General features: G+C 72.9%; 13 protein-coding genes and 1 pseudogene. 3 read left to right on the forward strand and 11 right to left on the reverse strand.

The features are described from left to right. Positions 1 to 69: 69 nt before the first annotated feature. From E1264_RS24740 to E1264_RS24775, 8 genes are all read right to left on the reverse strand, one after another. The gene (locus E1264_RS24740; RefSeq protein ID WP_132177497.1) at positions 70 to 2364 is read right to left on the reverse strand and encodes a hydantoinase B/oxoprolinase family protein; all 2295 of its coding nucleotides are present in this window, start codon (positions 2362 to 2364) and stop codon (positions 70 to 72) included. 19 nt (positions 2365 to 2383) lie between these two features. After that, positions 2384 to 4486: a hydantoinase/oxoprolinase family protein gene (locus E1264_RS24745; protein ID WP_132177499.1), complete on the reverse strand. Its 2103-nt coding sequence runs from the start codon at positions 4484 to 4486 to the stop codon at positions 2384 to 2386. Between the two features lie 136 nt (positions 4487 to 4622). Beyond that, a complete protein-coding gene (locus tag E1264_RS24750; protein WP_132177501.1) occupies positions 4623 to 5345 on the reverse strand; it encodes a TetR/AcrR family transcriptional regulator in 723 nt (240 codons plus the stop codon). A 64-nt stretch (positions 5346 to 5409) separates the two neighbouring features. Next, on the reverse strand, positions 5410 to 6627 hold the full coding sequence (locus E1264_RS24755; protein WP_132177503.1) for an acetyl-CoA C-acetyltransferase: 1218 nt from the start codon (positions 6625 to 6627) through the stop codon (positions 5410 to 5412). Further along, positions 6627 to 7418 carry an ATP-binding cassette domain-containing protein gene (locus tag E1264_RS24760; protein WP_132177505.1) on the reverse strand — a complete coding sequence of 264 codons (792 nt, stop codon included), beginning with the start codon at positions 7416 to 7418 and terminating at the stop codon, positions 6627 to 6629. Before E1264_RS24760 ends, E1264_RS24755 begins: the two co-directional genes overlap by 1 nt. Continuing rightward, the gene (locus E1264_RS24765; protein ID WP_132177507.1) at positions 7415 to 9331 is read right to left on the reverse strand and encodes a dipeptide/oligopeptide/nickel ABC transporter permease/ATP-binding protein; all 1917 of its coding nucleotides are present in this window, start codon (positions 9329 to 9331) and stop codon (positions 7415 to 7417) included. Before E1264_RS24765 ends, E1264_RS24760 begins: the two co-directional genes overlap by 4 nt. Then, positions 9328 to 10338, reverse strand: a complete 1011-nt coding sequence (locus tag E1264_RS24770) for an ABC transporter permease (RefSeq protein WP_132177509.1) — start codon at positions 10336 to 10338, stop codon at positions 9328 to 9330. Before E1264_RS24770 ends, E1264_RS24765 begins: the two co-directional genes overlap by 4 nt. Further along, positions 10335 to 11939, reverse strand: a complete 1605-nt coding sequence (locus E1264_RS24775) for an ABC transporter substrate-binding protein (protein WP_165964352.1) — start codon at positions 11937 to 11939, stop codon at positions 10335 to 10337. Before E1264_RS24775 ends, E1264_RS24770 begins: the two co-directional genes overlap by 4 nt. Positions 11940 to 12207: 268 nt before the next feature. On the opposite strand from E1264_RS24775, the gene E1264_RS24780 reads away from it, so the two are divergent. Beyond that, positions 12208 to 12780 carry an HD domain-containing protein gene (locus tag E1264_RS24780; protein WP_132177513.1) on the forward strand — a complete coding sequence of 191 codons (573 nt, stop codon included), beginning with the start codon at positions 12208 to 12210 and terminating at the stop codon, positions 12778 to 12780. A gap of 119 nt (positions 12781 to 12899) precedes the next feature. Here E1264_RS24780 and E1264_RS24785 read toward each other — a convergent pair whose 3' ends face one another. Genes E1264_RS24785 through E1264_RS44720 form a run of 3 tightly spaced genes read right to left on the reverse strand, consistent with a single transcriptional unit; the run spans position 12900 to position 17087 of the window. Beyond that, positions 12900 to 13877: a cytochrome P450 gene (locus E1264_RS24785; RefSeq protein WP_165964353.1), complete on the reverse strand. Its 978-nt coding sequence runs from the start codon at positions 13875 to 13877 to the stop codon at positions 12900 to 12902. Beyond that, positions 13850 to 16798 (reverse strand): BTAD domain-containing putative transcriptional regulator, encoded by a 2949-nt coding sequence (locus E1264_RS24790; protein WP_207936137.1) that lies wholly within the window; start codon positions 16796 to 16798, stop codon positions 13850 to 13852. The genes E1264_RS24785 and E1264_RS24790 overlap by 28 nt, the downstream gene beginning before the upstream one ends. Beyond that, the gene (locus tag E1264_RS44720; RefSeq protein ID WP_207936138.1) at positions 16740 to 17087 is read right to left on the reverse strand and encodes a winged helix-turn-helix domain-containing protein; all 348 of its coding nucleotides are present in this window, start codon (positions 17085 to 17087) and stop codon (positions 16740 to 16742) included. The genes E1264_RS24790 and E1264_RS44720 overlap by 59 nt, the downstream gene beginning before the upstream one ends. Before the next feature lie 159 nt (positions 17088 to 17246). On the opposite strand from E1264_RS44720, the pseudogene E1264_RS24795 reads away from it, so the two are divergent. Further along, positions 17247 to 17836: pseudogene (locus E1264_RS24795) on the forward strand (NAD(P)H-dependent oxidoreductase). Between the two features lie 37 nt (positions 17837 to 17873). After that, on the forward strand, positions 17874 to 19259 hold a 1386-nt coding region (locus E1264_RS24800; protein WP_132177517.1), incomplete at its 3' end, for an MFS transporter.

Raw genomic sequence — 19259 nt, forward strand, 5'->3', positions numbered from 1 at the left:
GGGGTGGACGGGGTGGACGGGTCAGCGATGGTCATCGGATTCCTCATCACACGAGTAGGGGGTCGCCGTTCAGCCGGCGAGGGGGTGCTCCGCGGGCACGACCTGGGTCAGCAGCGCGGTGAAGCAGCCGGGGCAGTAGACCTGGCGGAACACGACCTCGTCGTCGACGTACGTCGACGCGTCCGGCCAGGCGCCGGGACCCGCGCCTTCGGGTCCGGTGACCTGCCGCGGCAGCCGGGACAGGTGGTCGCCATCGCGGTCGCCGAGCAGCTCGCCGCAGTGCCGGCAGCACAGCCGTTCGGGCTCGCCGCTCCCGGCCGGTATCAGCGCGATGTTGTCGTCCAGGGCACGCGCTCCCTGGACGCCGCACGTCCGCGCCTGGCGGTCCGGGGCCCCCGCGCCGGCCCGGCGCCGCTCGATCAGCTCGGCCCGCCGCGCCGCCGTCGCCGGATGGTCCGCTTCCAGCGACGACTCGTCCAGGACGACCCCGTACACCTCGCGCGCGGCGGTGGCCGAGATCTTTCCGGCGGCGAGGTCGGCGGCGACCGCGGCCGGTTCGCGGCGCAGCGGGTCGCCGTACCCGCCCCCGCCGGCCCACTGCAGGTAGATGGCCGCCGCGGGCTCGACCGATACCTCGTCGTGGGCCTGGACGATCTGCCGGGTGCCGGCGAGCTCGTCGAGGCTCTGCGGGATCTCGCCGGCGCGCATGGCGTCGTGGGCGCGGCTCCCGTGCACCACGATGTCGAGCTGGGTCCCGCCCGGGTAGCCACCGGCCAGGCCGGGGCTCATCGACGCGGCCTTGCTCGCCCCGGTGAACATCGCCAGCATCGGGCCGCCGACCCCGTGGGGGACGGCGCAGATCGAGCCGCTCACGCCGCCGCGCCGCCGTCCCGGCCCTCCGGTGTCGGCCTCCTCCCGCCGCCACAGGTACAGCAGCGGCTGGGTGAACTCGGTCATCTCCACGTCCGGCGCGCGGCCCATCGGGATCACGAACAGGCCGCCGGTGTCGACGCCGTCGGCGTCGACCTGCGCCCCGTATCCCGAGGCCATCGAGTCGGCGAAGCCGCCGAAGAACGGCCGCCCCTCCGCGTCGACGCCCATCAGGCCGCACCCGTCGTAGGTCCCGGCGCACACCGACTGGACGCGCGGCCGCTGGTCCTCGTCGGTGTCGAGCATCCGCGCGAGGCAGTCCGCGACGAGGTTCGACGACGCCCAGGCCGGGCCCACCGGTGCCTTCGCCACCGCCGCCGGGAAGGTGGCGTTGTTGATCGTCCCTTCCTCGCTGATGATGTCGAAGCAGCGCATGAGCCCCCCGGCCGCCCAGGGGATGTCGCCGGCGAGGATCGGCAGCAGGGCGAACATGACGCCGGCGCGCATCCCGGAGTAGGGGCAGTTGATCATGCCGGTCTGCGGGTCGGTGCCGGTGAAGTCGAAGGTCAGGTGGTCATCGCGCTTGGTCATGGCCAGCGCGATCTTGTGCATGCTCCGGTCGCCCAGCCGGGACTGCTCCTGGTAGCCGACGCTGGACCAGGTGCCGTCCGGGAGCGCCTTCAGCTTGGCGCGCAGGCGGCGCTCGGCGTCGTCCATCATCCGCTTCATCACGGCCTTGACCTGGTCCGCGCCGTAGCGGTCGAGGAGCGCGAGGAGCCGTTCGCGGGCGATGTTGTTGGCGCCGATCTTGGCGCGCAGGTCGAGCCCCACCATCTCCGGGACCCGGGACCGCCGCAGGTAGAGATCGACGACGTCCAGCTGCAGCCGGTGACCGCGGACGATCTTGACCGGCGGGGTGGGCAGCGATTCGGAGAACACGTCGGTGGCCGTCGGCGAGAACGAGCCGGGCGCGCTGCCGCCCAGGTCGTCCACGTGGCAGATCGCCGTCGTCCAGGCGAACAGCTTTCCCTCGTGGAACACCGGCGCGAGGATGGCGACGTCGTTCTGGTGCAGTCCCCCGCCGACCCAGGGGTCGTTGCAGAGGAACATGTCGCCTTCCTCGATGCCCGGGCTTTCGCTGCGGTGCAGGAGCGTCCAGTAGATGGCGAGGTCCATGGACGCGACGAGGCCGGTGTTGTACAGGCCGACCTGCACCTCCTGCCCGATCTCGTCGCAGATGGTGAAGTCGAAGTCGTTGACCTCGGTGACCGAGATCGACCCCGACATGCGCTTGAGCGTGTCGCCCATCTCCTCGGTGATGGCCCAGATCCGGTGGCGGATCACCTCGTAGGTCAGGGGGCCGATCTCGTCCCCGGCCCCCGGCGGGACGTCGTGGAGCGGCAGCGAGGGCGGGATGCTCCGGCGCAGCTCGTCCGGTGCGATCGGGCGGCTGCTGAACGTCGAAGCACCGGTGATCTGGAGTGGTGGGGTCATGGGGTTTGCCTCCAGGCCGTCAGGCCAGGTCGATGACGAGGTTGCCGAGGTGGTCGACCCGGGCCGTCATCCCGGCCGGGACGACGACGGTGGTGGTCGGTACCTCGACGATCGCCGGGCCGGTCAGCACGTGCCCGGCGCGCAGCCGCCGGTAGTCGTAGATCGTGGTGTCCTCCCGGCCGCGCTGGGGGTCGAGCAGGACGGGACGCCGCCCGCTGACCGCCGCCTCGCTCGAACTTCCGTCGGGGCCGGGGGCGTGCGGGATGGTCGGGGTGAAGGGCAGGATGCCCGTGCCGTGCATCCGGTAGGTGATGAGCTGGACACCGGCCTCGCGGTACCCGGAGCCTTCGCCGAAGCGGGCCGCGTAGGCCGCCTCGAAGTCGTCGGCGATCCGGTCGACCGCGGCCTCGTCGAGCGGCCCGCCGGGCACCCGGGTCGCGACCTCGGCGACCTGCGGCGTGTACCGGGCGTCGACCTCCCGGCGGACGCGGACCTCGACGAAGTCGAGCTTCTGCGCGGCGAGGACGTCCCGTACCCGCGCTTCGAGCCGGTCGAAGTTGCCCTGGACGCGCGCCGGATCGATCGGCATGACCGCCGGGTCGCTGAGTTCGGCGGAGACCGCGATGTTCGTCGACGCCAGGCCGTACGCCGAGAACACCCCCGCGCTGTGCCCGAGCGGTATGACGAGCTGGGAGGCGCCGAGCTCGGCGGCGTAGGCGAACGCGTGCATGGGTCCCGCGCCGCCGAACGCGTAGACCGCGAAGTCGCGCGGGTCGTGGCCGGCCTCGACGACGACCTTGCGCGCGAGGTCGGCCGTCTGCGAGTTCTGCACCGTGAAGACGGCGGCCGCCGCGCCCTCGGCGTCGAGCCCGAGATGGCGGCCGACCCGCTCGGTGAGCGCCTTGGCCGCGAGGTCCGGCGACAGCGCCTTGCGGCCGCCGAGGAAGTTCCGCGGGTTGAGGATGCCGAGGACCAGGTCGGCGTCGGTGACCGTCGGATCGATGCCGCCCTGCCCGTAGGCGGCGGGTCCCGGCCAGGCCCCGGCGCTGCCGGGCCCGACCCGCAGGTTCCCGCCGGCGTCGACCGACGCGATCGCCCCGCCCCCGGAACCGATCGCGTGCACGCGCAGGGTCGGCGTGTTGATGGGGTGCTGGTTCAGCACCGAACCGGTCGCCGTCTCGGGTTCACCGTCGACGATCAGCCCGGCGAGGAACGTCGTGCCGCCGACGTCGGTCGAGACGACGTTGCGGTGCCCCAGCTGCGCGGCGAGCCGGGCGGCGCCGGTGACCCCTCCGGTGAGCACCGAGCCCACGGTCGTGATGGCGATCTCCGGGGCGTGGCGGGCGGTGACCGTGCCGCCGGATCCCTGCATCACCAGGAGCGGTCCGGTGAGCCCCTTGGCGCGCAGGCGGTCCTCCAGCGGTTCGAGGTATTGGCGCAGCGCAGGGCCGACCTGAGCGTTCATGATGGTCGTCGCGTTGCGGGCGAACTCGCGGATGCGCGGGCTGATCTCGCTGGACAGGCTGACGTACATGCCGGGGGCCTGCTCGTGGACGAGGGCCTTCAGCCGCTGCTCGTGGGCGGGGTTGCGGAACGACCAGAGCAGGCTGACGGCGATCGCGTCCACGCCCTCGGCGATGAGGTCCGCGATGGTGGCGCGGGCGTCGTCCTCGTCCAGGGGGACGACGACGCCGCCCGAGCGGTCGACCCGCTCGGTCACCTCCCGGGCGAGCCGCTTGGGGACGAGCGGTTCCGGCTTGCGCGTGTTCAGCGTGTCCTGCACCTCGTGGGGCGGGAGACCGAGATAGCGCCCCTCGACGTTCATGATGTAGATCGAGTCGCGGTGGCCGCGCGTGGTCAGGAAGCCGACGCGCGCGACGTTGCCGGTGACGAGGGCGTTGAGCGCGGCGGTGGTGCCGTGGGCGAGGTAGGCCGTGTCCGCCAGCAGGTCGTGCACCGTGCGGCCGGCCCGCTCCGCGAGCTGCTCGATGACGTTCTCGAATCCGATCGAGAAGTCGGGAGGGGTCGACGGGGCCTTCGCCGCGATCACGCCGCCGGTCTCGTCGGCCGCGATCCCGTCGGTGAAGGTGCCACCGACGTCGATGCCGATCACGTACGCCATTGCACCGTCCTCGTGTCAGAGCGGGAGATGTCCAGAAGTGCTCCAACACATTGGACAACTATTTTACGCTTTCGTCAACAGTTTTACGGACGGGCCGCGGCGCCTCGCGCGTGGCATGTCTCACCTGCGGGAGGTGTCACTCGCGGGACGGGTCCGTCTCGCCCTGAGCTGCGAGAATGCGCTCAAGATACGCGAGGTCCTCGCGGATCAGCCCCAGGGCGCCCGCGACGCCGTCGCTGGCCGGCGCCCGGTCCCCGTGCCGGATCAGCCCCTGCGTGACCATGGCGACCATCTCGTCGGCCACCTCCTCGGGGGTGTTCGGCCCCCCGTCGCGGAACCACCAGGCGATCCAGTTGGTCATCCCGATGATCGCGAAGGCGACCGTGCGCTCGTCGACCGGCCGGAACTCGCCGGCGGCGACGCCGTCGGCGATGATCCCCGACAGCTCGTCGAGGATGCGCACCTTGCTCCTGCGGTGCTCGGCGAGGATCGCCTCGGGCAGTTCGGCCTCGTTGCGCTCCAGCACGCGGAACCGCACCGGGCTCCGCGCGATGCCCACGGCGGTGCTGCGGACGATCGCCGTCAGCTTCTCGGTGGCGGTCAGGTCGGTCCGCTGCCGCATCCGCTGGATCTCGACGGCACCGACCCCGGTCACCCCCGAGACCAGCTCCTTGAGCAGGGCCTCCTTGCTGGGGAAGTAGTAGTACAGGGCCGGACGGGTGAGGCCCATGGCATCGGCGATGTCGCGGACGCTCGTCCCCGCGACGCCGCGTTCGACGAACAACTGCGCCGCGCGTTCGAGCAGCTGGTTCGCCACCAGCTCCTTGCGCGACTGGCTGGGCTCCTCCGTGGTCGCCATGACGACTGGGCCTCCTCTTCTTCGGCGGAAAGAGAAGTCTAAGACTCGACACAGGTGTCAAGGATCAGGACAGCCGCTCGATGATCATGGCCATTCCCTGGCCGCCGCCGACGCACATCGTGATCAGCCCGACGGTCGCGTCCGCCTCGGCGAGAGCGTGCAGCAGGGTGACGGTCAGCCGCGCGCCGGTCATGCCCGGCGGGTGGCCCATGGCGATCCCGCCGCCGCGGACGTTCAGCCGCTCCGGTTCGATGTCCAGGTCCCGCATGCTCGGGATCACCTGCGCGGCGAACGCCTCGTTCAGCTCGACGAGATCCACGTCCCGGATCGACATGCCCGCCGCGGCGAGCGCCCGCCGCGAGGCCTCCACCGGCCCGAGGCCCATGATCTCCGGGCTGAGCGCCGAGACGCCCGTGGCCACGACGCGGCCCAGGGGCGTCACCCCGATGCTCCGCGCGAGGCCGGCGCTGGTGACCAGCAGGGCGGCGGCGCCGTCGTTGACCGGGCAGGCGTTGCCCGCGGTCACGCGGCCGCCCGGCCCGAGCACCGGCGGGAGCGCGGCCAGCGCGTCGAGGGTGACGCCACGGCGCGGGCCGTCGTCGGCCGCCACGAGGCTCCCGTCCGCCAGCCGCACCGGGGTGATCTCCGCCGCCCAGAACCCCGCGTCGCTCGCCTGCTCGGCCCGGCGGAACGACCGGAGCGCGAACCGGTCCATCTCCTCGCGGCCGATCCCACGATGCCGGGCCACGTACTCGGCCGTCTGGACCATCGCGACATAGGCGTCGGGACGGCCCCCGCCGGCTCGCGGGTCGTCCCACCCGAAGTCGCCCGCCTCGTCCGCGGCCGCCGAACGCTCGCGCGCGGCCGCGTAGACGGGATTCGGCTCACCCGAGCCCTCGGCGTAGCCGTGGACGTACCGGCTCCCGCACTCGACGCCCACCGACAGGAAGGCGTCCCCTTCACCGGCGCGGATGGCGTGCATGGCCATCCGGGTGGTCTGAACACTGGACGCGCAGTGGCGCGTGACGGTCGTGCCCGGCAGGCCGTCGTGGCCCATCAGCAGCGCGACCATCCGGCCCAGGTTCCACCCCTGCTCGCCGCCCGGGCTGCCGCAGCCGAGGAGAAGGTCGTCCAGGCGCGCGGGATCGAGCTCGGGGACGGCCGACAGCGCGGCCGTCGCGATCTGCGCCGCGAGGTCGTCGGGCCGGACGTCGCGCAGCGCGCCCTTGCCCGCCCGGCCGATCGGCGTCCGCTTCGCCGCCAGGATCACCGCGTCGCGCATCACGGCTCCACCGCCGCCGGCACGGTGGTTCCGGCGGTTGGATCGTCCGCCATGGAGGCGAGCAACCGGCGCGTGTAGGGATGGGTGGGCCTGCGGAACACGTCGTCGCGCGGGCCGTGCTCGACGATCTTTCCCTCGTACATGACGTTGACCGTTTCGCACATATAGCGCACGACCGCGAGGTCGTGGGAGATGAACAGGAGCGACAGGTCGAGCCGGGACTGCAGGTCGCGGAGCAGGTTCAGGACCAGGGCCTGCACGGAGACGTCCAGGGCCGAGGTCACCTCGTCCAGGACGAGGACGCGCGGGCGGGCGGCCAGCGCCCGCGCGATCGCCACGCGCTGCCGCTGGCCGCCGGACAGCTCGTGCGGGTACGCCCCGGCCGCGCGTTCCGGCAGCCCGACCAGGTCGAGCAGCCGCCCCGCCTCGGCCCGCGCCGCCCCGGGACCGGGCGAGCCGCCGAGCGCCACCTCCGCGATCACCGCGCCGACCGTCATGCGCGGGTTGAGCGACCGGTTGGGGTCCTGGAAGACCATCTGGATCTCGCGGCGGACCCCGGAGCGCCGGCCCGCCGCCCGGACGACGCGTCCGTCCAGGAGCACCTCGCCCGTACTGGGCACCACCAGCCCGGCCACCACGCGGGCCAGGCTGGACTTCCCGCAGCCCGACTCGCCCACCAGACCCACCCGGCCGCCGGGCGGCACGCGAAGGCTCACGTCGCGGACCGCGACGGACGACCTGCGTCCCCTGCCGTACCGGACGCCGATGTCCCGCAGTTCCAAACCGCTCATTCGCCCCTCCCAGGGGAATGCCCGTCGCCGGAGTCGACGGCCCAGCACGCGACGCGGCGATCTCCGACGTCCACCAGCGGCGGCGCCTCGTCCGCGCATCGGGGCATCGCCGCCGGGCATCGCGGCGCGAACGGGCAGCCGGCCGGCCTTTCCCTGAGATCCGGCGGCTGCCCGGGAATCGCGGCGATCGGCGCGTCGACGTCCGCCTCCATGTCGACCGAGCACGCCAGCAGCGCCTTCGTGTACGGGTGCAGCGGCCGGCCCGCCACCTGCGCGGTCGGGCCCTGCTCGACCACGCGGCCGCCGTACATGACGACGACGCGATGGCACAGCCCCCTGATGACGTGCAGATCGTGGGACACCAGGACGACCGCGGTCCGGTGCTCGGTGTTCAGCCGCCGCAACAGCCGCAGCACCTGGCTCTGCACCGTGACGTCGAGCGCGGTGGTGGGCTCGTCCGCGAGCACGACGTCGGGCTCGGTCATCAGTCCCATGGCGAGGACCACGCGCTGGCTCGTCCCGCCCGACAGCTCGACCGGATACTGCCTGAGCCGCCGCGCGGCATCCGTGACGTGCACGTCGGCGAGCAGCGTCCGGGCACGTTCGCGGGCCGCGCCGCGGCCCATCCTCGTGTGGGTCCGCACGCCCTCGGTGAGCTGGCGGCCGACCGGTATCGCCGGGTTGAGCGACGACATCGGATCCTGGAAGACCAGCGCGAGCCTCGTCCCGAGCACCGACCGTGCCGCCCGCCGGGGCAGCGCCGCCACGTCGTCGCCGCCCAGCCGGAGCCCGGCGGTCCGCAGCCGGGCCGGGTAGGGCAGCAGGCCGGCCAGGGCCAGCACCGTCATCGACTTGCCGCAGCCGGACTCGCCGACGATGCCGACCGTCTCCCCGCGCCCGACCGCCAGCGTGAAGCCGCTGACCAGCTCGGCGGTTCCGGCCGGTGTCGGGACCTCGACCGTCAGGTTCCGCACCGACAGCACGCCGTCGTCCTCGCCGGGGGGCCGCGGCGGACGCGTCTCGGCGTGCCGGGAAGTCCGCTGGATCCTGCCGGGCGTCGCGTCGACCGTCCAGACGACCGGGTTGAGGGCGCGCGCGAGCGCCTCGCCGAAGAGCCCCAGCGCGAGCCCGGTCACGGCGATCAGGGTCGCGGGTGCGATAGCCGCCAGCGGATCGACGTAGAGGACCTGCACTCCCTCGGTGAGCATCGATCCCCAGTCCACCTGCGGCGGCTGGACGCCCACGCCGAGGAAGCTCAGCGACGACACGAAGACGAGGCTCTGCGCGGCGAGGACGGACAGGCTCACCACAAGGGTGTCGGCCATGTTCGGCAGCACGTGCCGGCCGAACACGCGGGCCCGCCCCAGCCCGGCACCGCGCGCCGCCGCGACGTAGTCCCGTCCCGTCACGCTCGTCGCGAGCGTGCTCACGATCCGGGCCACGTACGGGACCGAGGCCGCACCGACCGCGACCGCCGCGCCGACCGCGCCGGTGCCGAGGATCGCCGTCAGGAAGATGGCCGTGAGGATGGGCGGGAACGACAGCAGCCCGTCGATGACCCGCCGGCCCGCGACCTGCGCCCGCGGGCCGAGCACCGCGACGAGACCGCCGAGCACGAGCCCGGCGCCGGCGGCGATGGCGGTGGCGAGCAGCGCGAGCTCCATCGACGTCCGGGTCGCGAAGGCCACGCGCGCGAGCACGTCGCGGCCCAGGCGGTCGGTTCCCAGCCAGTGCGCCGAGGAGGGCCCGGTGGGGCCGAGGTCCGGGCGGACCGCATGGGCCTGGACGCCCCATACCATCGGCGCCACGACCGCCAGAACGGCGAGCAGGGCGAGCACGGCGAGCGCGAAGACCCCGGCGGGCGCCCGCCGGAACGCCCGCCAGCGCGTCCGCAACGCCCCCGTCCCGGTCATGACCGCCTCAGCGACGACTGCCGGTCCAGCATGCTCAGCGCGGCCTCCACGCAGAGGTTGACGACGACGATCGAGAAGCCGAGCACCAGCACGGTCACCTGCACCAGCGGGTAGTCCCTGACCTGCACGGCCTGGACCAGGCTGCTGCCGAGGCCCGGGACCGCGAAGACGTTCTCGACCACGACCGTCCCGCCGAGCAGGCTCGCGAAGATGAGCCCGCCGACGGTGAGGGCCCCGGTCAGCGAGTTCGGCAGGACGTGCAGCCCGTAGGTCCGCAGGACGGACAGGTGCTTGGCGCGGGCCGTCCGCACGTAGTTCTGCGCCAGGACGTCCAGGGTCTCCACGCGGACGATGCGGGCGAGCACCGCCGTCGGCGCGAAGGCCACGGCGATCACCGGCAGGACGTATCCCTGCCACGTGACGGCGCCCGCGACGGGCAGCAGGCCGAGCCACACCGCGAACACCAGGACCAGGACGGTGCCGACCACGTACTCGGGTATCGATCCCAGCAGCGACGTGCCGGCGGAGAAGCCCGACTCGACGCGGCGATGGCGGCCCTCGCGGGTGATCGCCGCCATCCACACGCCGATCCCGATCCCGAACGCGAAGGTCAGGACCATCGCGCCGATGACGATCTCCAGCGTGACCGGCAGCCGGGCCGCGATGATCGCGCTCACCGGCTCCCCGGTCTGGAACGAGGTCCCGAACCGCCACCTCGCCACGTTGTCGAGGTAGGTCAGGAACTGGGCGAGCAGCGGGCGGTCCAGCCCGAGATCGCGCCGGACGTCGGCCAGGCGCTGCGGCGTGGCGTTCAGCCCGGCCACCCGCACGGCCGGATCACCGGGCGTCAGGTGCAGCAGCAGGAACGTGGCGACGAGCAGCCCCGTAAGGACCGCCACGAGATGGGCGACCTTGGACGCCACGAAGCCCGTGACCCTGGCCGCGCCCGTGATGCCGGCCGCGCGGGAGCGGCGGATGCCGGCGCCCGCGTCGGCGTCCGTTTTCACGATCCCGCCGTCGTCGTGATGGTGTGGATGTCGACGGTGGTCGCGCCGTCGGCCAGCCCGAAGCGCACCGGGACCGAGCTGAACCAGTCGGTCTTGAGGTGGACGAGCGGGAAGACGTTCGCGCTGTCATGGAGCGCCTGCTGGGCCTCGCCCCACGCCTCGCAGCGCTGCGGGCCGAGCGCCGAGAGGGCCTTGGCCGCGGCGGCGTCGTAGGACGGGTCGTCCATCGCGGCGAAGTTGGTGCCGTTCGGCGCGGCCGGTCCGGTGACGAACAGGCTCAGCGCGCTCGGGGTGGGGGCGGGCGGCGTGAACGGGTACACCGTCGCGTCCCAGTCGCCGGTGCCGAAGAGCGTTTCGGCCAGCGTCTTCGTGTCGCCGTTGCGCAGCGTGACATCGGCACCGGCCGACCGCAGCGCGACCTGCAGGTACTCGAAGCCCGGCCCCATCTCGTTCGTCCCCGCCAGCTTGAGCCGCAGGGGCTTGCCGGCCTTGCTGAGGGTGCCCGAGCCGCCGGACCAGCCGGCCGCCGTCAGGGCCTGCCTGGCGGCGTTCACGTCGGCCGCCATCGGGCCGGGCAGCACCGCCCTGTAGCAGGGCATCATCGGGCTGAACACGCTGCGCGCCTCGGTCGAGCTCCCGTGCATCGCCGCCTTGTTGAACGACGATGCCGAGACCGCCCGCGCGAGCGCTCTGCGGACCGCCGGATCGGCGCCGGGGCGCCCGGGAGCCTGGTTGAAGACGAGGAAGTACGACCCGTTCGTGAGCTGGCTCGTCCTTTTCACCGACGTGTTGGACTGGAGGCGCCGGGTGTCGGCGCCGGAGATGGCGCCGATGCCGAGCTGGCCGGTGGTGAGCAGGTTGGCGGCGGTGCTCTGATTCGCCACCACCCGGAAGGTGACCTTCCGGGGGTAGTAGTGCGCCTTGCCGGTCTGCGGGCCCCAGCCGTACCCGGACCGGGCGGTCAGCGTGTACTGCGAGCCGCGGACGGACTTGGTCAGCGTGTAGGGGCCGCTTCCGGCCGGTGTCGCACCGAGCGAGTCCGGGGCCTTCAACCCGGCCGGGCAGACGATGGAGGCCATCGGCTGTGCCAGGCCCTCCAGCAGGTCGCTGTACGGCTTGGCCGTGCGCACGGTGACCTGGTTCGCCGTGGCGTCGGAGGTCACGGTGTGACCGGCCGATCCGAAGACCAGCTGCGCGTACGGCGCCTTGGTCTTGGGGTCGCCGAGGCGCTTCAGCGACTCGGCGACGGCGGCGGGGGTCAGGGCCTGGCCGTCGCCGCAGGTCACCCCCGGCCGCAGGGTGAAGGTGACCGAATCGGGAGCCTGCTTCCACGACGTCGCCAGGTAGGGCACGACCTTGCCGTTCTCGATGGCGACGAGCCGGTCGTACAGCGACCCGATCACCTGGAAGGCGTACGTCCCCTGCGCCCGCGCCGGGTCCAGCGAGTCCCAGTCGGATTCGAGCCGGATCGAAAGATCGTCGACTTTACCGCCCGCCCCGCCCGAGGCGGCCTGGCCGCCGCATCCGGCGAGGGCCAGGAAGGCGACGCACACTCCAGAGCACCACATCGATGCCGTCCGCCGGTTGACCTTGTCTCGCATGCGTCCCTCACTCATGACGGTAGCGTTGGAAAATCGACGATAGAGTCAACATTCGAGGCGGTCAAGGGTCGTGACCTGGCAAGAAGAGGGCTTGAATCAGGGTGTTGAATAATCTACTGTTACGTCGAACCGCGGACCGGGCGGGACGAACCGTCCAACGCGCCGGGGCGGCGGAGCCTCGGCCGGGGCGGCGAACGGCCCGCCGATTCGAGCCGCCTCTCGACGCCGCTCCGGCATCCACGTCCGTTCGAGCGAGGATGGGAACGCCATGGAAAAGGTCAGCTACACGCGCATGAAGGACATGACCGCGCACGACACCGAGCTGATTGAAGCCGACTTCCGCGCGGGCGCCGCCGAGTTGCCGGAGCGCATTCTCGGGGCCGTACGCGTTCTCGCCGGCTTCCAGGGGGCGATGCCGGTGAACCGCCTTGAGCACTCGCTCCAGTCGGCCACGCGCGCACTGCGCGACGACCGCTCCGAGGAGTACGTCGTGGCGGCCCTGGTCCACGACATCGGCGACGAGCTGGCCCCCTACAGCCACGGGCCGATGGTGGCCGCCATACTGCGCCCCTTCGTGTCCGAGCGGATCGCCTGGATCATCGAGAAGCACGCCTTGTTCCAGGCCTATTACTACGCCCACCACATCGGCGCCGACCGCAACGCACGGGACAAGTACAAGGACCACCCCTACTACGCCGACTGCGTAGTGTTCTGCGAGCGCTACGACCAGAGCTCGTTCGATCCGTCGTACGACTCGCTCCCCCTCGACTACTTCAGCGACATGGTCCACCGCGTCTTCAAGGAGCCGAAGGCCGGACCCAGCATCCAGGGTGCCTACTGACCGCACCAGCGGATCGCCCACGGCGTCCCACCAGGAGATTTCCGGAGGCCCGGTCCGGTCCGGGCGGCGGCCGCGACCGGCAGGCCGGTCGCGGACAGCCGGGCGAGTGTGGTGTGCCGCTAAGAATTCGGGCCGCGGGCGGACGGAGATGCCCAAATTACTCGTAGCCGGACCGCGGCGGGGCAGCGAAAGATCGGATTGGGCAGGTAGGTGATTTTCTGGTCTGCCGGACGGATCTGCACGGTATTGGCCAGCAGGGTTTGGAGAATTATCCGGCTTTGCAGCCGTACCAGCGCCGAGCCGAGGCAGGAGTGCGTGCCATGGCCGAAGGTGAGGTGATTGGCCGCGTCGGTGCGCCGCGGGTCGAAAGTGGCGGGGTCGGGCCACCGGGCCGGGTCCTGGTTGGCGGATCCGAAGAGCACCAGGATCCGTGTGCCCTCGGGGATGGGGACGCCACCGATTTCGCAGTCGCGTGTCGCCTTCCGGTACATCCCTTGCAGGGGGTTCTCCAGGCGCAGGGTCTCTTCGACGAATCCGGCCATGTCAGCGGGGTGGGAGCGCAGATGGTCGGCGAGTTGGGGTGAGCGCGCGAGGATGTGCACGGCGCTGGACAGATAGGCGGTGGTGGTGAAGTTCCCCGCCACGAGGAGATCGATGACGAAGCGGGCGGCGTCGGCGGGTGGAATGCCGGACCGGTCGATGAGGGGCAGGACGCCGTGGCTCGCGCCGCTGAAACGCCGGGTGATCCGTTCGGCGAGGCGGCGCCCCGGCGGGACGATCCGCCGCGGCTCGAACTCCTCCACGCCCACCGTGGCCTCGACGAGCGCCTGGGACCAGCGCAGCAGCTCGGACAGGTCTTCATCGGGGAGGCCGAGGACGTGGGCGATGGCCGAGATCGGCAGAGGGACCGCGATGTCCTTGACGAAGTCGACGTCGTCCTTGTGCCGTAGCGAGTTCACCAGCCGTTGGCAGATCGCCTCGATGGCCGGTTCGTGCTCGGCGATGTGCCTGGGAGTGAACGCCCGGTTGACGATGGACCGGCGGTGGGCGTGTTCGGGCTCGGACGAGGTCAGCAGGTAGGGCAGATAGTTCGACATCTCCTCCTCGGGCCCGGGCGCCGGCGCGCCCAGGGCGTTGGAGGACGAGAAGGTCTGCGCGTCGAGGACGATGCGGAGTACGTCCTCATGAGAGCTGACCACGTAGCGACGTCCGTGCGTTCTTCGGGCGGCAGGGGTGCGCCTGTGGACTCGCGCAGGGCGGCGGCCTGGCCGAGGAGCCGGGCGGCGTCCTCCGGGGCGTCCGTGAGGGCTGCCACGCCGGCCAGGCCTTCGAGGGCCAGCGCGATCGCCCGGGGGTCGCCGGTGTCCTGAGCGACGGCGAGGGCCTCCCGGTGGAGTTCCGCCGCCGCCGCGGCGTCCCCGCGCTGTTCCGCGGTGAAGCCGAGTTCGGCCAGGGCGAGCGTGATGCCCGGCGCGAACCGCACCTCCCGTTCCCAGGCGAGCGCGTTGCGCATGTGGGTCTCGGCTTCGTCGAGGCGGCCCGCGCGGCGCGCGGTGAGGGCCAGGCCGGTGAGGGCGAAGGCCTCGCCGGGGCGGTAGCCGTGCTCGGCGGCGAGGCTCCTGGCCCGCTCGTGGCGGCGGTCCGACTCGGCGTGGTCGCCCGCCAGCAGGGCGAGCCGGCCGAGCCCGGACTGGAGCAGCGAGACCTGCAGCCACAGCCCGAGCTCCTCGGCGGGGCGGAGGCCGGCGCGGACGAGCGCGGCGGACCGGCGGTGGTCGCCCTTGATCTCCGCGAGCTTGGCGAGCAGGTCGATGGCGCGGACCTGCCCCCACCGGTCTCCCAGCTCGTCGAACAGCGCCAGGCTCTCCGTCCCGGCCCGGTCGAGCGTGCCGAGGTCGCCGCGGACGAGGGCCTGGTTCGCCGCGGTGGCCAGGGCCGCGGCGGTGCCCCAGCGGTCGCCGAGCCGCCGGAACACCGGCAGCGCCCGGTCCACCAGGTCGCGGCTGACGGTCAGATCGCCGGCGCCGAGCAGCACGTCGCTGAGAAACCACTCCGCCCTGGCCCGCTCGCCCGGATCGGCGACGGCCTCCGGGGGCGTGCGGAAGTCCGCGGTCCGGTCGCCCAGGAGATCCAGGCCGGTCTGCCATGCCTCGGCCCGCGCCCTCGCCGCGGTGGGGGCCCCGTCCTGGACGGTCAGCGCCGCCGCGAACGCGCGCCGTCCTTCGCCGATCCTGCCGCGCAGGTACCAGTACCAGGCCATCGCGTTGACCAGCCGCAGCGCGAGGGTGGCGTGGCGGCCCTGGACGGCCTCCTCCAGCGCCCCGCGCAGGTTGCCGTGCTCGGCGTCCAGTCGCTGAAGCGCGCGCCGCTGGTCGGGGCCGCGCAGCCGCTGCTCGGTCCGTTCGGCCAGTTCCGTGTAGTAGGTCAGGTGCCGCAGGCGAAGCCGTCCGGTCTCGCCGGTCTCCTCCAAGCGGTCCAGGGCGTACGCGGCGACCGATTCCAGCAGCCGGTAGCGGGTCCCGGCCGGGCCGCCGGCCATGACCACCATCGAGCGATCGATGAGGCGGGCCAGCAGGTCGAGGACGTCCTCGCGCGCGACGTCGCCGTCCGCGCAGACCTCCTCGGCCGCCTCCAGCGCGCAGCCGTCGACGTGCACCGCGAGCCGCCGCAGGACGAGGCGTTCCGCCTCGGACAGCAGCTCCCAGCTCCAGTCGATCATCGCGCGCAGGGTCCGCTGCCGCGCCGGGGCGCCGCGGTGCCCGGACGAGAGCAGCCGGAACCGGTCGTCGAGCCGGTCCGCCAGGTCGTGGACGTCCAGCGCCCGCAGGCGGGTGGCCGCCAGCTCCAGGGCCAGCGGGACGCCGTCCAGCCGGTGGCAGATCGCCGCGACCGCGCGGGCGTTGGCGGCGTCGATCTCGAACCCCGGCGTGGCTGCCGCCGCCCGCGCCTCGAACAGCCGGACGGCGCTGAACCGCCGGAGGGTCGCGGGCCCGTCGTCGGAAGGAGAGTAGGGCAGCTCCAGCGGAGGGACCGGCCAGACCGACTCCCCTGCGATTCCGAGGGGCTCCTGGCTGGTGGCGAGGATCCGGATCTCCGGCGCAGCCCGCAGCAGCCGCTCGCTCAGCGCGGCGACCGCGTCGATCACGTGCTCGCAGTTGTCCAGGACGAGCAGCGCCCGCCTGCCCCGCAGCACCCCGGCGAGCCGTTCGACCGGATCGGCGGGCACCCCGGAACGCGGCAGGCCCGCCGCGGCGTCGTCGCGGACGTCGAGGACGGCGATCACGGTCTCCGCCAGCCGGTCGCCCTCGCGGGCTCCGGCCGTGCGGTCGAGTCCGGCCAGCTCGACGAGCCACACACCGTCCGGGTGGCTCCCGGTCGCCCTTGAGGCGGTCTCCAGGGCCAGCCTCGTCTTGCCGACGCCGCCGGGTCCCGTGAGCGTGACCAGCCGGGCGGACTCCAGCAGCGCCCGGACCCGGGCCACCGCCTCGTCGCGGCCGACCAGCTCGCTGAGCTGCGCGGGGAGGTTGGTCCGCGGGGGCGTCCCGGGCGGCGCGGCGAGGGCGGAGTCCTGTTCGAGGATCCGCCGGTGGAGTTCGGCGATCTCGGGGCCGGGGTCCGCGCCCAGCTCGTCGCGCAGGCGCGCCTGGAGGTCGGCGTAGGTCGCCAGCGCCTCGCCCTGGCGTCCGGCGCCGTACAGGGCGCGCATGTACGCGGCACGGAGCCGTTCGCGCAGGGGATGCCGCTCGACCAGGTCGCCCAGCTCGCTCGCCGGCGATGCCCGCTCGCCGAGTTCCAGGCTCGTCTCCGCCCGTTCCTCGACGGCCGTGAGCCGCTCCTCTTCCAGGAGGGCGATGGCGGGACGCGCGAACTCCTCGTCGGCGAAGTCGGCGAAGGCCGGTCCGCGCCACAGGCTCAGCGCCTCCGTCAGCAGGCCCGCCCGCGACCGCGGGTCGGAGGCTTCACGCGCCCGCGCCAGCAGGCCGGTGAACCGCGTCGCGTCGACGGCTTCGGCGTCCACGCGGAGCCGGTACCCCAGCGCTCTCCTCGAAGGACACCAGGGCCCGGGAGCCCGGCTCGGCCTCGTCCAGGGCGCGGCGCAGCTTCGAGACCTTGACCTGCAGCGCCCCGGCCGGGTTGCGGGGCGGCGCGTCGCCCCACAGGTCGTCGATCAGCCGGTCCACCGGCACGGGCCGTCCCGCGTGCCCGAGGAGGACGGCCAGCAGCGCGCGGACCTTCGCCCCGCGCACCGCCACCGGGGCGCCGTCCGTCGTCCACACCTCCAGCGGCCCGAGCACCCCGAATCGCATGTCCCCCACGATAACCGGCGCTTTCCTCAAGATCGGCTCGGCTTGCCCCCCGCTCGTCGCCGCGGGAAAGCGCCCGGTAAGTGCCGGATAAGCGCTCGTCGGCAGGCTCGACTCACCGAACCGCACGGGGCGGAGATTCGAGACCGTGAAGGGAGCGCGATGACCGAGGCCGGACCGCTGAACATCGTCATCATCGTCGGCAGCACACGGCACGGCCGGTTCGGCCCCACGGTGGCCCGCTGGTTCGCCGGGGAGGCCCGCCGGCGTCCCGACCTCGCCCTCGACGTCGTCGACCTGGCCGAGGCCGTCCTCCCCGAGGTCCTCCCCGCCGAGGCGGGCGCTCCCGGCGCGCCCGCGCCGGTGCGCGAGCTGGGCGGGCGGCTGGCCTGGGCCGACGCGTTCGTGGTCGTGACACCGAGTACAACCGCAGCTTCCCCGCCTCGCTCAAGACGGCCATCGACTGGTTCGTGGACGAATGGCGGGCCAAGCCGGTCGGCTTCGTCTCCTACGGCGGAGCGTCCGGCGGGCTGCGCGCCGTCGAGCACCTCCGGCAGGTGTTCGCCGAGCTCCACGCCATCACCGTCCGCGACACGGTCAGCTTCCCCTCCTGCCGGGACAAGTTCGACGACCACGGCCGGCCGATCGACGCCGCGGGCTGCGGCGCGGCGGCCGAGAGCCTGATCGACCAGCTGGCCTGGTGGGCGCGCGCCCTGCGCGACGCCCGCGCCGAACGCCCCTACGCGGCATGACCGAAGCCTTGATCCCGACTCTGTGAAGGAGCCCGTCATGAAGCCCCGGAACGAGACCGCCACCGGCGGCAGGACGCGCCTGGCCCTCGGCCTGCTGGCCTTCTCCAGCCTGATCACCTCGCTCGACTTCACCATCGTGTACGTGGCGCTGCCCGACATCGCGCGGGACGTCGGGCTGTCCGGCCACGCCACCCAGTGGGTGGTCAGCGCCTACGCCATCTTCTTCGGCGGTTTCCTGCTGCTGGGCGGCCGCTCGGCCGATCTGCTGGGCCGCCGCCGCATGTTCGTCCTGGGGATGCTGGTGTTCGGCGGCGCGTCGCTGCTGGGCGGCCTGGCCACATCGCCGGCGATGCTGATCGCCGCGCGGGCCGTCCAGGGGATCGGCGGGGCGGTGCTGTTCCCCGCCACGCTCTCGCTGGTCACCACCAGGTTCGCCGAAGGCCCCGACCGCGTCCGGGCGCTGGCGGTGTGGGCCATGGCCGGCGCGGGCGGGCTGAGCCTCGGCGCGCTGCTCGGCGGCGTCCTGACCCACGCGTTCGGCTGGGAGGCGGTGTTCCTGGTGAACGTGCCGCTGGTCGCGGCGGGAGCCGCGGGCGCGTTCGTCCTTCTCGACCCCGACGGCCCGCGCCGGCGGGGACGCGGCTTCGACATCCCGGGCGCCCTGACCGGAACGGCCGGGCTGACCCTGCTGGTGTTCACCATCGCCCAGGGCCCGGAGGCCGGCTGGACGGCGCCGCCGGTCATCGCGTCCGCCGTCCTCGCGGCGGCGCTGCTGACCGCCTTCGTCATCATCGAGGCGCGCACCGGGAACCCGCTGATGCCGCTGCGGCTGTTCGGCAACCCCAACCTCCGCGCCGCCCTGCTGGTGATCCTCACCTTCGGCATCACGATGCAGAACCTCGTCTACTTCCTCAGCCTGTACCTGCAGGGCGTGCTCGGCTACTTGGCGCTTCAGGGCGGGCTGGCGTTCCTGAGCCTCTTGGTGGTGATCGGGATCGCCAACTTCGTCGCCGAACGGCTGATCATCCGCATCGGCGCCCGGCCGACCCTGGTGATCGCGCTGCTGCTCGGCTCCGGGGGCGGCGGGCTGATGGCCGCCGGGATGCTCGCCGACGGCTCGTACTGGACGATCCTCGCGGGCCTGATCGTCTACGGGCTGGGCATGGGCTCCATCTACCCGACCATGTTCGGCGCGTCCGGGACCGGGGTCGCCGACGAGGACCAGGGCGCCGCCGGGGGCATGGCCAACACCGCACTGCAGATCGGGACGAGCATCGGCCTGGCCGTCCTGGTCGGGATCTCCACCTCCGGTCTCGGCGACCTGACCGGCGAGGCGCTGCGCACGGCCACGGCCGGCGGCCTGCGCGACGCGGTCTTCATCGCGTCCGGCCTCACCCTGGCCGGCATTCTCGCCGCCCTGGCC

Origin of the sequence: Actinomadura sp. KC216, from assembly GCF_004348535.1 — a bacterium.
Classification (GTDB): domain Bacteria; phylum Actinomycetota; class Actinomycetes; order Streptosporangiales; family Streptosporangiaceae; genus Spirillospora.